Below are 13,916 nucleotides of genomic sequence, written 5' to 3'. Positions count from 1 at the left end.
CCATTGGCGATATTCAGGGCCCCCAGGTGGTATAGGGCACCCAGGCCGTCGTGCTGAACGCAGCCGAAGCATCTCTACCGTTGACTAAATCATGCTTTATTGCTGCGGTAGAGATGCTTCGGCTGCGCTCAGCACGACGGCCCAGTGCCCACCGCCCGGGGCCCTAAATCCTGCCAACGAACAACCAGTAACCAAAAGCGTCAGCGGCGGCGGAGCGTCACGAAGCTGAAGGCGTAGGGATTATCGGCATCGGCTTCGTGCCGCTCGCGGGTTTCCTCGCGCCACGCGGTGGGGGAGAGGGCGGGGAACGTGGCATCGCCCTCGAAGGCGTGGTGCACTTCGGTGAGATGCACCATATCGGCCGCGTTCAGGGCCTCGCGGTATATCTCGCCGCCGCCGATGACGCATACCAGCTCGCTATCAAGCTCTTGGGCGCGGGCCAGGGCCCCCAGTACCGACGCCACGGCCTCACAGCCGGGCGCAGCCCAACCGGCTTGGCGCGTCACTACCAGGTTGGGGCGGCCCGGCAGGGCCCGGCCGATGCTGTCATAGGTTTTGCGGCCCATCACCACCGGATGGCCCAGAGTGAGGGCCTTGAAATGCTGCAAATCAGTTTTCATCCGGCCCCAGGGCAGCTGCCCGGCGCGGCCGATTACGTCGTTGTCGGCCACGGCCACTACCAATGCTACCATTGTCATTTAACAGTTATTAATTAATATTAAACAAGCAATACGGTCAAAAACAGTCGGCATAAGTCATCTAAGCGTACTGGTAAGTCGGGTAAAAGTTTAATTGCCCAGCAGTTGTTAAATGATAAATGTTCGTTGTTAAATGACTTTGTTGCCCCTTAAAAACTCCTCCACGCCCAGGCGCTTTTTGCCTTCGGCCTGTACGTCGAGCAGGTCGAGCCAGCCGTCGGCGGCGCGCACGCGCAGGTAGCGGCGGCCGTCGGTGGCCCAGGTGCCGGGCGCTTCCTCCGAGCCGGCGGGTAGGGCCCCGGCGCGGAATATCTTGAGGATGTGGCCGTCGGGCAGCGGCGCGAAGGCCGCGGGCGTGGGCGCGAGGCCACGCACCAGGTTCACCAAATCGACGGCCGACTGGGTGAAGTCGAGCCGGCCGGTTTCCTTCTGGATTTTGGGGGCCGGGCGCAGGTCGCCGCCCATTTGCTGGGGCAGGCTGGGGGCGGTGCCGGCGGCCAGGGCCTCCACCGAGCGGCGGGCCAGCAGGGCCCCGGCGTGCTTGAGCTTGGTGTAAAGTGTGCCAAAATCGTCTTCCGGCGCGATGGCCACGCGGTCCTGAAAAATCAGGTCGCCGGTGTCGATTTCGTGGCGCAAAAAGAAGCTGCTCACGCCGGTTTCCGTTTCGCCCCGGATGAGTGCCCAGTTGATGGGCGCCGCCCCGCGGTACTGCGGCAGCAGCGAGGCGTGGATGTTGATGCTGCCCAGCCGCGGCATGGCCCATACCGCCTCGGGCAGCATCCGGAACGCCACCACCACCTGCAAATCAGCGCCGTAGCTTCTTAACTCGGCCTGAAAATCGGGCGATTTCAGGTTGGTGGGTTGCAGCACGGGCAGGCCGTGGCCCGCGGCGGCGGCCTTTACGGCCGAAGCCTGGAGCTGGCGGCCGCGCCCCGCGGGCCGGTCGGGGGCCGTGACAACGGCTACCACCTGGCCGCCGGGCCAGCCCAGCAGCGCCTCCAGGGTGGCCACCGCAAAGTCGGGCGTACCCATGAAAATGATGTTCAGCATAGGATATTGGAAAGACCAATGAATGAAATAAAGCCGTCATGCAGAGCGCAGCGAAGCAACTCTACTGCGGCAGTAATCCAATCGATTACTTACGCGGTAGAGATGCTGCGCTCTGCACGACGGTCTTTTTAGCGTTGGTTAGATGATGAATCACCGCTCGGGATACAGCAAATACTTCCGGCGCAACTGCTTAAACTGGCCCAGCCTGGGCTCCCAGGAGGTGCGGATTTCGGCTTCGGTTTTGCCGGCGATGATTTGCTGGCGCAGGGCCGGCGTGCCGCTGAGCTGCTCGAAATACTTGGTGAAGAAATGCTCCTTGTCGGTGCTTTGTTTATAAAAATCGAGCAGGTACTGCACCGAGAAGCCGGTGGGCGGCACCGGGGCCCCGCGCAAATCCAGCCCGTAGCAGCGCTGGCCGTTGAGCGGTGGGGTGGGCGAGCCGGCGTTGGGCCGCGGGATGAACGAGAACGGCCGGCTGGCCGGCTGCGCGGGGCCCCCAATGGCCTCAAACGGGAAATCGGTGCCGCGGCCCACGCTCACGTTGGTGCCCTCAAACAGGCACACGGTGGGGTAGAGGGCCACGGCGTGGGGCGTGGGCAGGTTGGGCGAGGGGCGCACAGGCAGGGCGTAGGGCGTGGCGTGGGTGTAGCCGGGGCCCAGCGGCACCACCGTGAGGCGGCAGCGCCGGCCGCCGGCCAGCCACTTTTCTCCGTTAATCATGCCAGCCAGCTCGCCCACCGTGAGGCCGTGGGCGATGGGCAGCGGGTCTTGGGCCACGAACGAAACGAAAGCGGGCTCGCGCACGGGGCCGTCCACGGCGGTGCCGTTGGGGTTGGGCCGGTCGAGCACGATGACGGCTTTGTTCTGCTCGGCGGCGGCTTCCATCACCAGGTGCAGCGTGCTGATGAAGGTATAGAACCGGGCCCCCACGTCCTGAATGTCAAAGATTAGCACGTCCACGTCAGCCAGCATTGCGGGGGTGGGCTTCTTGGTTTTGCCGTACACCGAGCGCACGGGCACGCCGCTGCGGGCATCGCGCCCGTCCTGGATGGTAGCGCCGTCGGCCGCTTCACCGCGGAAGCCGTGCTCGGGCGCGAAAATGGCCGTCACGTTCACGCCACGGCTGCGCAGCGTGTCCACTAAATAGGTGTTGCCTACGCGGCTCGATTGGTTGACGACCAGGCCCACGCGCTTGCCTTGCAGCAGCGGCAGGTACTGGGCCAGCCGGGCGGCGCCCACTACCGGGCCGGCCGGCGCGGGGGCCCCCGGGGCCCTGGCTGCCGGCTGGGCCGCATGGGGGCCCGGCGCCGCGGAGCAGGTGCGCAGCGCCAGCAGCAGCGCCAGGGAGGGAAGCAAAGTGGGGCTGGGCATGGCGGGAGGGGCGTTCTTTTGCGGTAAAAAGCGAAAATTCCGGGTTCGGGGGTGCGCAATCTGCGTAGCTTTACGGCACTGCATGAACGTTGCCCGCTACATATCGCACAAAATCGACGGCGGGGCCGATTCCGGCTCCTTCACTTCGTCGGTCACAAAAATAGCCATCATCAGCATCGCCATGGGGTTGGGCGTGATGATTGTGTCGTTTGCCATCCTGCAAGGGTTCCGCCACGAGATTCAGGGCAAGATTTTTTCGTTTGGGGCCCACCTTCAGGTGTCGCGCTACGACACGAATAATTCGCTCGAAGTGGCGCCCATCGGGGGGCCATCCGTCGAGAAGCGCCTACACCAGTTTTCGCAGGTGAAAACGGTGCAGGCCTATGCCTACAAAACGGCCATCATCAAAACCCCCGACGAGGTGCTGGGCGTGGTGGTGAAGGGCATCGACGAGCGGGAAGGCCAGTCGCCCATGCGCCAAAACCTGGTGGCGGGCGAGTTCCTGCACTTTCCCGCCGACTCGGCCAGCACCGACGTGCTGCTCTCACGCAAGATGGCCAACAAGCTGAACCTCAAGGTGGGCAGCGAGGCGCTGTTCTACTTCATTCAGAACCCGCCACGCATCCGGCGCTTCCGGGTGAGCGGCATTTACCAGACCGGGCTCGACGAGTTCGACGAGGCTTACGTGGTGGGCGACATCCGCCAGATTCGGGAGCTGAACGCCTGGCCCGACTCGCTGGTGGGTGGCCTGGAAGTGGTGCTCAAGGACTTCAAGCGCCTCGACCGCACCGCCGACCAGCTCTACGAAGCGCTGCCCTACGACCTGAAAATTGACAAGATTACCGAGCAGTACGCCCAGCTGTTTGACTGGCTGCAACTACTCAACCGCAACGTCATTATCTTCTTGCTGCTCATTATCTTCGTGGCCACGTTCAACATGGTGGCTACCATTTTTATCATGATTTTGGAGCGCACCAATATGATTGGCGTGCTGAAGGCGCTGGGCGCAACGGACAACCAAATCCGGCAGATGTTCTTCTTCCGGGGCCTCTCGCTTACGGTGCGCGGCATGCTCATCGGCAATGCGGTGGGGCTGGGCTTCTGCGCCATCCAGTACTTTTTCAAGGTTATCCCACTCGACCCCGAGAACTACTACATGGACCGGGTGCCGATTTTCTGGGACTTCAAAGTGTTGCTCGTCCTCAACGTGGCCACCTTCGGCACCACGCTGCTGGCCATCCTTATTCCCACGTACCTAATATCGCGCATCAAGCCCGTGGTGGCCATCAAGTTCGATTAAAAACGATGAGGCTGGGCCGGGCTGCCGGCTTTTCGCCGGCCGCCCGGCGCTACATTAGCAGAGGCGAGCGCAGCAGCAAATTCGGATCGGGGCAAAGGACGGCCCAGTGGTCCCGCTGGTCGGGCCGGGCCACGCCGGGGAAGTCGCCTTGGCGGCCTTGCAGGTTCAGCATCAGCTGGAAGTGCAGGTGCGGGGGCCAGTCGCCGTTTTCGGGATAGGGCCCCACGGTGGCGAAGGTTTCGCCGGCGGCCAGGGCCTGGCCGGGGCGCAGGTGTTGCCATTCGGCCCGGCCCAGGTGGCCGTAGAGGCTGTAAAAAACGGTGCCGGCCAGCTCGTGCTGCAAAATGACGGTCGGGCCGTAGTCGCCGAAGTTGTTGTTGTCGGCCAGGCTGTGGATGGTGGCGGGCAGCGGCGCGGCCACGGGCGTGCCGGCGGGCACCCACACATCCACGCCCAGGTGCAGGGAGCGGGCCCCCTCGGCCGCCCCAAAATGGGCGCTGCGGCGATAGATAACGCGGTTTTCGAGGTAGCCGCCGAGGCCGGTGACGGCGTGCTGAGCGGCCAGTAACTGCTGCACCAGGGCGTCGAAGGCGGGCGTGTCGCGCAGGGCTTCGGGGGTGAGTAGGGTGTTGGCGGCGGTGAAATCGAGGCGGGCGGCGCTGGGGGCCCCCAGGAGCATGGGCACCACCGGCGCGGCCGGGACCAGCGCCAGGGCGCGGAGGAAAGGAGTAGGCATGGGCAAAATTTTGGCGCGGGGGCCCCGGTGGAAAACCCCTGGGGCCGTGGCAAGTTACCTTTGGGCCTTGGTTCTGCGCCGCTGGCCGGCCGCCCCGCAGGGGGCCGCCAGCCCGGCTACCCTCTCCCGGCCGCCGCTTTCCTTTTTTCTATCCCCTCTACTGAAATGTACCAAACCCTGACTGTTGTTGCGCTGACCCAGGAAACCCCCGATGCCATCACCATTCACCTGGAGCGGCCCGATCGGCAGCCCGTCGCGGCCCAGCCCGGCCAGTTTCTGACCCTGATTCTGCCCTGCGGGCCCGGTGGCAAAAAAGAGCGCCGCGCCTACTCGCTCAGCAGCACCCCGCACGAGGCCCCGCGCCTGGCCGTAACGGTGAAGCGCGTGCTGGGCGGTCTGATGAGCAACTACTTGCTTGATACCGTGCGCGTAGGCCAGGAAATTGAGGTGATGAACCCGCTCGGCAACTTCACCCTCAAGCCCAGCCCCAAGGCCGCCCGCTCGCTGGTGCTGGTGGGCGCCGGCTCGGGCATCACGCCCCTTATGGCCATGCTGAAGGCCGTGCTGCACGGTGAGTCCGCCAGCCACGTGCTGCTCATTTACGGCAACCGCAACGAGGAAAACGTCATCTTTCAGGCGCAGCTCGCGCAGCTGGAGGCTGCCAGCCGCGGCCGCCTGCAAGTGGAGCACGTGTACAGCCAGCCGCTACGCCCCGGGGGCCCCCACCAGCATACCGGCCGCCTCAACCGCACCACGCTGCTGCGCATTCTGGAGCAGCGCCACCAGTTTCCGGCCGAGCAGGCTGAGTATTTCCTCTGCGGGCCCGAGGGGCTGATGACGGAGGCGCGCGCCGCGTTTGCCCTGCTGAACGTGCCCGAGAGCCGCGTGCACTGGGAGAGCTTCACGGCCTCGACCAGTGCGCTTGAGGAAGCCGCCGTGGCGGCGGCCAGCGCGCACGGCGACGGGTCGGCCAGCGCGGCCGCTGCCCCGGCCGGAACCCGGCGCGTCACGGTGCAGTACGAAGGGGCCGAGTACGTGGTGGCCGTGCCCGCCGGCATCACCATCCTCGACGCCGCCCTCGATCAGGACATCGATCTACCGTACTCATGCCAGGCGGGGGTGTGCACCGCCTGCCGCGGCAAGTGCCTGAGCGGCAAGGTGCACCTCGACGAGCGCGACGGCCTGTCGGACTCAGAGCTGAAGCAGGGCTACATCCTCACCTGCGTGGCCCACCCCCAAACCGACGACGTGGTGATTGAGATTGGCTAGGGCGGTTTCGGAGCCTTCGGCAGGAATTAAAAATGATGATTCTTGGAGACTTTTAGTGGAGCAGCTACTTAGCGGATAGGCGATGAATCATAACCTGTTTAATTTCAGTAATTTGTTCCATAGTAAATGCTCAAATCGCCTCAGCTTCACTAAAAGTCTCCAAGAATTAAAATAATGAATTAAAAATTTGACTATTAAATTTTTAATTCATCATTTTTAATTCATCATTTTTAATTCTTGGCAAAGGTGCACCTCAACTGGAAAACCGCGCTGGGGCCCCGGGGCAACTTTTCGGCGCGCGCCGCAGTTGGCAGGCCTCCGCCGGTTCGGTCCCGGGGCCCTATTTTGCTGAATATTGCGGATATTGCATACCGCGCCGGCCTAGCCCTCCCGCGCCCCAACGACGCCTACTATTTCTTCTGATGATTCAATTTGCTGAACCCTCGGCCGCCTCGGCCACCGATACCCAGCGGCCGCCGCGCCACTACGTACCCGAAGATTTTCAGGTGACGGACTGGGCCGTGCTGGAAACTTATTTCCAGGAGCTGGCGGCCCGGCCCGTGGCTTCGGCCGACGCGCTGGAACGCTGGCTGCTCGACCGCTCGGAGCTGGAAGCTGTGCTGAGCGAGGACCTCGCCTGGCGCTACATCCGCATGACCTGTGCCACCCAGGACGCCGGCCACTCCGAAGCGTTCCAGTACTTCGTGAACGAGATTGAGCCCCGCGTGGCTCCTTATGACCACGCCCTGAATGAGAAAATGCTGGCCTCGCCTTACCTCGGCGGGCTCGACCAGGCGCGCTACGGCGTATTTCTGCGCTCGGTGCGGCGCGCCTCGGAAATCTACCGGGCGGAGAATATCCCGCTGAAAACCGAAATCAGTACCAAGCAGCAGCAATACGCTGCCACCGCCGGGGCCATGACCGTGACGCTCGACGGCGAAGAATTGACCCTGCCCCAGGCCGCCGACCGCCTCAAGAGCCCCGACCGCGCCGTGCGCGAAACCGCCTGGCGCGCCGTGCAGCAGCGCCGCCTGCATGACGCCAAGGGCCTCGACGCGCTGTTTACGGAGCTGGTGACCCTGCGCCACCAGGTGGCTCTGAACGCGGGTTTTGAGAACTTCCGCGACTACATGTTTGCCGCGCTGGGCCGGTTCGACTACACGGCGCAGGACTGCTTCAACTTCCACCGCGCCATCCGCGAAACGGTGGTGCCGCTGATTGACGACCTCGATCTGGAGCGCCGCCAGGACCTGAACCAGCCCGCCCTGCGCCCCTGGGACCTCGATGTGGACCCCAGCGGCCAGCCGCCACTGCGCCCCTTCGCCACCGGTGCTGAGCTGCTGGAGAAGACCATTGCCGTGTTCCAGGCCCTCGACCCGTACCTCGGCGACTGCCTGCGCACGATGCGCCAGATGGGCCAGCTCGACCTGGAAAGCCGTAAGGGCAAGGCCCCCGGTGGCTATAACTACCCTCTCGATGAAACCGGCGTGCCGTTCATTTTCATGAACGCCACCAACAGCCTGCGCGACGTGGTTACGATGCTGCACGAGGGCGGCCACGCCGTGCACAGCTTCCTCACGCGCCACCTGGCGCTGGGCGCCGACAAGCACCCGCCGTCGGAAGTAGCCGAGCTGGCTTCGATGAGCATGGAGCTGATTAGCATGGACCACTGGGACGTATTTTTTGAGAACCCCGCCGACCTGCGCCGGGCCAAAAAAACGCACCTGGAGAGCGTGCTCGAAACCTTCCCCTGGGTGGCCACCATCGACAAGTTTCAGCACTGGGTATATGAGCACCCGGCGCACACCGAAACCGAGCGCCACCAGCGCTGGATGGAAATCTTCGACGAGTTCAACCAGCGCACCGTGGACTGGCGCGGGCTCGAAGGCATTAAGCCCTTCCTGTGGCAGAAGCAGCTGCACCTCTACGAAGTGCCGTTCTACTACATCGAGTATGCCATGGCCCAGCTCGGGGCCATTGCTGTGTGGCGCCACTACCGCCAAAACCCTGCTGAGGGCTTGGCCGCCTACAAGCGGGCCCTGGCCTTGGGCTACACCGCGCCCATCGGCCAGATTTACGCCGCCGCCGGCATCCGCTTCGACTTCAGCACCGACTACCTGCGCACCTTGGCCGACTTCGTGCGCGAGGAACTGGCGGCGCTGTAAACGACGGTAGTTTCAACCAAAAAAGCCGCCTGGAGCAATCCGGGCGGCTTTTTTGGTTGAAACTACCAATGAAAGTGTAGTGCTAACTGAGATTTTTGTGGGCTTGCAGCGCTAACGAACCGCGCGCAGTCTCGCACAATCTGCCAACCAACCTGATGACTGGATGAACTCCACCTTTACGCCGCCCGGTGTACCGATGCGATGCCCGTAGCCTGGAAGCGTTTTAGTTGTTGCCAGCCGAAGTATTGTCACTTGGTTGCTTCAGCTCGATGCGTCGGTATATGGAATAGCCTGCAGTGAGGGCGATGGCCAGAAACCCTAGCCCCAGCAGCGTGAGGGGGTTTGCCTTGTCGAAATCCATCTGGATGACGTGCCGCGACACGGCGATAATGGCCACTTGGAATACCACGTCGGTTTTGATAACGTGGTCCTGAAAATAGGTCCGAATCGACCCGATCAATTCTACGCCCAGTACGATGATAAGGAACCCGCCGAAGACCTCGTGCATGACGCGCTGGAGGTAATCGATAGAGGCATCGGGGTGGAAATAGCTGCGGATGCTCAGGTAGATGTCGTAGGCATACTTGGCGGTGGCCAGCAGGATGACGCCCATCATGATGAAAATGAGCGTGCCAAAGATGGTGCGCTCGAAGTACGGGTACACCGCATCAATAATTCGTTTCATCCCTGCCCAACTGTTGGGCGCGGCTAGTTGTTGCCGCCAGCGGTACCAGTTCAGGCCGTGGAGGGCTGGGTTTTGCCGCACTGGCCGTGGGGCCGGGGGGCGCCATCCTTGCTCCAGCAAGAGGTGAGCACAAGGCCGCCCAGGAGCACCAAGGGTAGCAAGCGACGGAAAGCAGGCGTAAAATTGGGGATATGAAGAGCGGAAAAGGGGGAGGGAATTAACCACGGGATACTAGCGCCGCCGCACGGTATTCGCTTGAAAGTTAAGGCTTTCAGCGCAATGTGCAGTCCTCCTGACTTTCTTCGCTGGGGCCCTATTGAATGGTGAACAGCTGCAGCGGCTGCGGCACCGGGTACTTGCCGCCGAAATGGGCCACGTCGGCTTGGTGCAGGGCCAGGTAGGCGTTGTACTGCTTGGCGGCGCGGTCGTACTGAATGCGGAAACTGGCCACGCCGGCGTCGAGCTGCTGGAGGCCTTCCACGAAGTTGCGGGCGTTTTCGCTGGGGGCCCCGCCGGTGGGCGCGGCCACGGGGTAGAGGGCGTGCAGCAGCGAATCCTGGGCGGCGTCGTAGGCGTCGATTTGGGCCGAGGGCAGGTTGATTTGGGTGTAGCGCCGGGTTTTGAGGCGGTCGTTGGTGGCGGCCAGGGCCCCCAGCTGCGTGGGGTTGGAGCCGGGCTGCTGCTGCAACTCGCGCAGCAGCAGGCGCGTGATGCCGATTTTCTGGTCGTCGCTGGCCACCATTGCCTGCCACTTGGCGTCGGCCGAGTCGCGCAGCACCGTCAGCTGCGACTGCACGGCCGTAGCCGAGGCTGGGTCGGCGGCGGTGCGGGCAGTGCCGCCGCCGCGCTTGCATGAGGCGGCGCAGGCTACCACCACCAGCAGGGCCCCCAAAACGGATTTAACGGAAAAAGCGGAGCGAAACGGGCGCGGCATAACGGCGGGTAAATAAAGTAGGAAATGACAACGGCAAAGGTAGCCGCGTAGTGTGGGGCCGCGCACAGTGCCGCGCCTGGCCTAGCTTCCCAAACGGCCCCCGGGGCCCCGGCCGTACCTTTGGGGCCGGGCCGCCACCGGCCCATTTCCCTGCGCTCCGCCCATGTCCGACCTCACCCCGCTCCACGCCCTCGGCGAATTTGGCCTCATCCGCCGCCTTCAGCAAAAAATTACCCTGCGTCAGCCCGGCACCGTGCTCGGCATCGGCGACGACGCCGCCATCCTGGCCCCCACCGCCGGGCAGGAAGTGGTGATGACCACCGACCTGCTGGTGGAAGGCGTGCACTTCGACCTGTCGTTTTGCCCCCTCAAGCACCTGGGCTACAAGGCCGTGGCCGTGAACGTGTCCGACATTGCTGCTATGAATGCCCTGCCCACCCAGCTCGTGCTGGGCTTGGCCGTGCCGTCGCGCTTCTCGGTGGAAGCCATCGAGGAGCTGTATGAAGGCGTGCGCCTGGCTTGCGAGGCGTATAATGTGGACTTGGTGGGCGGCGACACCACCAGCACCCGCACCGGGCTCACGCTGGCCGTCACGGTGCTCGGCGAGGCTCCCGCCGGCCAGGCGGTACGCCGCTCGGGCGGCAAGCCCACCGATTTGCTCTGCGTGAGCGGCGACCTCGGCGGGGCCTATATGGGCCTGCAAGTGCTGGAGCGCGAGAAGCAGGTATTCCTGGCCGACCCCGAGGCCCAGCCCGAGCTGGATAACTACGAGTACGTGGTGCAGCGCCAGCTCCGCCCCGAAGCCCGCCTCGACGTGGTGCACGAGCTGCGCGAGCTGGGCCTGACGCCCACCAGTATGATCGACGTATCCGACGGCCTGGCCTCGGAGGTGATGCACCTGTGCGCCGCCAGCGGCACGGGGGCCCGGGTGTTCACCGACAACATTCCGGTGGCCAACCCCACGCTCGAAGCCGCCGCCGAGTTCAACCTCGACCCGCTCACCTGCGCCCTCAACGGCGGTGAGGATTACGAGCTGCTCTTCACGCTGCCCGTCACAGCCTACGAGAAAATCAAAAACCACCCCGACATCACCATCATCGGCCACCTCACCGACAAGGAAGACGCCGTGAGTCTCGTCACCAAAGCCGGCCAGGCCGTGCCCTTGCAAGCCCAAGGCTGGAAAGCGTTTTAAGGGAGGAACCAACGTAAGACAATTAGCCCGTCATGCTGAGCGCAGCCGAAGCATCTCTATAGCAGCAGTAATTAATTACTTACGCGGGAGAGATGCTTCGGCTGCGCTCAGCATGACGGGCTATTTATTGTTAATCCTCTGGATAAGGCACGAATACGAATTTCGTGAACTCCTCATCCAGCACAAATAGGCAGCAAAACTCGTCGGAGTTTTTATAATTCTCCTCGAAGCTGTCGATGCCCTCGGCGCCGATAATACCTTGCTGGATAAATAGTTCGACGTAGCTGGCATACACGTGCCACTGCAAATTCAGCTCGTCGGCATTCACCAGCAGGCTGCCCAGCGGCACCTCCTGCTTGGCAAACACGAAGATGGGATACTTGCTGATGTCGCGCGTGCGAATCTGGTACGACGCCTCCTTCAGCGTATCGGATACAGTCGCAAAATCCTTGGTGATGGTGCCGAGGTATTTGCCGTTCAGTTCAGGGTCGTTGAAGTAATCCATTAATTATCAAATCAATTGGGTTTTCGGCTTGTAATAATAATGGTATGCTAATCCATAAATGAAGCCATTTGCTACCGCATTAAGGAAAATAAGCCTGTGTTTTGGATACGCGAAGTCAATGCCTGAAAACCAATAAACAAATGGCATGGAAATAACAAAGCCATAAACCGAAAGAATTAATGCGAATGCTATTTTGTGCGTCTTTAAGCGCAATAGTGCTAATTTTTGCGGAATTGAAAAACGAAGAACAAATTAAGAACTAACGAAAGTAAAAATGAACCAATAATAAACGCGACTACGTAAAAATAATCTTCTTCTAAATCGAAAAAGATAGAATAGTTTACTAGATAAGTAATTGTTGCACCTAACCAGCCTAGGAATAGTGGTACGAGCCAGGTAATTAAAGGACTTTTCACAACACCAACTACCGCAACTCCAGCAGCACCACGTTTTCCACGTGGTGGGTGTGGGGGAACATATCCACGGGCTGCACGCGGGTTACGCGGTAGGCGGGGTCTAATAGTTCCAGGTCGCGGGCCTGGGTGGCGGGGTTGCAGCTGATGTAGACGATGCGCGGGGTGCGCAGCTCCAGCAGGCGCTGCACCACGTCGGGGTGCATGCCGGCGCGGGGCGGGTCGGTGATGATGAGGTCGGGGCGGCCGTGGGTTTCGGTGAAGGCGGCGGTGAGGATGTCCTTCATGTCGCCGGCGTAGAACTCGGTGTTGGTGATGCCGTTGATTTCGGCGTTCACGTGGGCGTCGGCCACGGCCTGCTCCACGTACTCCACGCCGATGACCTTGCGGGCCTTTTTAGCCACGAAGCTGGCGATGGTGCCGGCCCCGGTGTAGAGGTCGTACACCAGCTCGGTGCCCTGCAAATCGGCGAAGTCGCGGGCCACTTGGTACAGCTGGTGGGCCCCGGCGGAGTTGGTTTGGTAGAACGACTTGGGGCCGATGCGGAAGCGCAGGCCTTCCATATCCTCCTCGATGTAGGGTTTGCCGCGGTAGCACACCACCTCCAGATCGTGGAAGGTTTCGTTGCCCTTGTCGTTCAGCACGTAGTTGAGCGACGTGATTTCGGGGAACTTGGCCAGCACCGCGTCCAGCAGCGGCTCGATGGCGTCGTCGGCGCGGTAGCACTGCAAAATCACCATCGTCTCGCCCGTGCTCTGGGCCGTGCGCACGATGAGGTTGCGCAGCAGGCCGGTTTGGCGCACCAGGTTGTTGAAGGCCAGGCCGTGCTGGTGGGCGTAGTCGCGGATGAAAAGGCGGATTTCGTTGCTCGGCTCGGGCTGCAACCAGCAGTGCTCCACGTCGATGATCTTGTCGAACCGCGCCGGGGTGTGGAAGCCCACCACCTCGCGGTTGTAGGTGCGCGAGTCGTCGTTGATTTGCTCAGTGGTCAGCCAGCCGTTGTCGCTGAACGTGAATTCGAGCTTGTTACGGTAGTAGGTTTGGGCCGGCGAGGGCAAAATCGGGGCAATTTTGGGCAGCTCAACCTTGCCGATGCGGGTGAGCTGGTCCTCTACCTGCTGCTGCTTGTAGCGCAGCTGGGCGTCGTAGCTCAGGTGCTGCCACTTGCAGCCGCCGCAGGTGCCGAAGTGCTGGCAAAAGGGCTCCACGCGCAGCTCCGAATACTGGTGGAAGTGCGTGGGCACGGCCTCCAGGAAGTTCTTTTTGGCCTTCGTCACGCGCAGGTCCACCACGTCGCCGGGGGCCACCTGGCTCACGAAAATCACCAGGTTCTCCAGGCGCACCAGGCACTTGCCCTCGGCCACCATGTCCTGGATTTTGACGTTACGCAGCAGCTCGGCGGGGATATTTTTGAATTTGCTCATAATGGGACTGCAAAAATAGCCCCCGGAATGTCTGAACCGCAGATTAAGTGGATTTAGGGAATGTCTGAACCGCAGATTAAGTGGATTTAACGGATAAGAACGGATTCTTTGAGGCCAACTTGGGGGCCCCAGGGGAGCCGGTTAGCGTCTCTCATAATCCGTTCTTATCCGTTA

At 62.1% G+C, this 13,916-nt stretch carries 12 protein-coding genes; 4 read left to right on the top strand and 8 right to left on the bottom strand.

Annotation, left to right across the window (positions count from 1 at the left end):
* Positions 1–200: 200 nt before the first annotated feature.
* The 3 genes from DDQ68_RS08120 to DDQ68_RS08110 all read right to left on the bottom strand — a co-directional run bounded on the left by DDQ68_RS08120 (position 201) and on the right by DDQ68_RS08110 (position 3,119).
* Positions 201–698, bottom strand: a complete 498-nt coding sequence (locus DDQ68_RS08120) for a dihydrofolate reductase (protein WP_109655847.1) — start codon at positions 696–698, stop codon at positions 201–203.
* A 129-nt stretch (positions 699–827) separates the two neighbouring features.
* Entirely contained in the window at positions 828–1,748 is a 921-nt protein-coding gene (gene fmt / locus DDQ68_RS08115; RefSeq protein WP_109655846.1) for a methionyl-tRNA formyltransferase, read from the bottom strand.
* A 150-nt stretch (positions 1,749–1,898) separates the two neighbouring features.
* On the bottom strand, positions 1,899–3,119 hold the full coding sequence (locus DDQ68_RS08110; RefSeq protein WP_109655845.1) for an exo-beta-N-acetylmuramidase NamZ family protein: 1,221 nt from the start codon (positions 3,117–3,119) through the stop codon (positions 1,899–1,901).
* Between the two features lie 82 nt (positions 3,120–3,201).
* On the opposite strand from DDQ68_RS08110, the gene DDQ68_RS08105 reads away from it, so the two are divergent.
* Positions 3,202–4,419 (top strand): ABC transporter permease, encoded by a 1,218-nt coding sequence (locus DDQ68_RS08105; protein WP_109655844.1) that lies wholly within the window; start codon positions 3,202–3,204, stop codon positions 4,417–4,419.
* Positions 4,420–4,468: 49 nt separating this feature from the next.
* Here DDQ68_RS08105 and DDQ68_RS08100 read toward each other — a convergent pair whose 3' ends face one another.
* Positions 4,469–5,155 carry a peptidoglycan DD-metalloendopeptidase family protein gene (locus tag DDQ68_RS08100; RefSeq protein WP_109655843.1) on the bottom strand — a complete coding sequence of 229 codons (687 nt, stop codon included), beginning with the start codon at positions 5,153–5,155 and terminating at the stop codon, positions 4,469–4,471.
* A 165-nt stretch (positions 5,156–5,320) separates the two neighbouring features.
* Between DDQ68_RS08100 and DDQ68_RS08095 the strand changes: the two genes are divergently transcribed.
* Positions 5,321–6,424, top strand: a complete 1,104-nt coding sequence (locus tag DDQ68_RS08095; protein WP_109655842.1) for a ferredoxin--NADP reductase — start codon at positions 5,321–5,323, stop codon at positions 6,422–6,424.
* A gap of 422 nt (positions 6,425–6,846) precedes the next feature.
* A complete protein-coding gene (locus DDQ68_RS08085; RefSeq protein ID WP_109655840.1) occupies positions 6,847–8,589 on the top strand; it encodes a M3 family oligoendopeptidase in 1,743 nt (580 codons plus the stop codon).
* A 223-nt stretch (positions 8,590–8,812) separates the two neighbouring features.
* On the opposite strand, the gene DDQ68_RS08080 is transcribed toward DDQ68_RS08085, so the two are convergent.
* Both DDQ68_RS08080 and DDQ68_RS08075 read right to left on the bottom strand, forming a co-directional pair.
* Positions 8,813–9,274 (bottom strand): phosphate-starvation-inducible PsiE family protein, encoded by a 462-nt coding sequence (locus tag DDQ68_RS08080; RefSeq protein ID WP_109655839.1) that lies wholly within the window; start codon positions 9,272–9,274, stop codon positions 8,813–8,815.
* A gap of 313 nt (positions 9,275–9,587) precedes the next feature.
* The gene (locus DDQ68_RS08075) at positions 9,588–10,208 is read right to left on the bottom strand and encodes a hypothetical protein (protein WP_109655838.1); all 621 of its coding nucleotides are present in this window, start codon (positions 10,206–10,208) and stop codon (positions 9,588–9,590) included.
* 163 nt (positions 10,209–10,371) lie between these two features.
* On the opposite strand from DDQ68_RS08075, the gene thiL reads away from it, so the two are divergent.
* Positions 10,372–11,400: a thiamine-phosphate kinase gene (gene thiL, locus DDQ68_RS08070; RefSeq protein ID WP_109655837.1), complete on the top strand. Its 1,029-nt coding sequence runs from the start codon at positions 10,372–10,374 to the stop codon at positions 11,398–11,400.
* Positions 11,401–11,530: 130 nt separating this feature from the next.
* Here thiL and DDQ68_RS08065 read toward each other — a convergent pair whose 3' ends face one another.
* A complete protein-coding gene (locus DDQ68_RS08065) occupies positions 11,531–11,905 on the bottom strand; it encodes a hypothetical protein (RefSeq protein ID WP_109655836.1) in 375 nt (124 codons plus the stop codon).
* A 424-nt stretch (positions 11,906–12,329) separates the two neighbouring features.
* Entirely contained in the window at positions 12,330–13,742 is a 1,413-nt protein-coding gene (rlmD, locus tag DDQ68_RS08060) for a 23S rRNA (uracil(1939)-C(5))-methyltransferase RlmD (RefSeq protein WP_109655835.1), read from the bottom strand.
* Between the last annotated feature and the right edge of the window lie 174 nt (positions 13,743–13,916).

Source organism: Hymenobacter nivis (genome assembly GCF_003149515.1).
In the GTDB taxonomy this organism is placed as follows: Bacteria; Bacteroidota; Bacteroidia; order Cytophagales; family Hymenobacteraceae; genus Hymenobacter; species Hymenobacter nivis.
The sequence above is the reverse complement of the archived record's forward strand: the minus strand, read 5'-3'. Positions and strand labels throughout refer to the sequence as shown.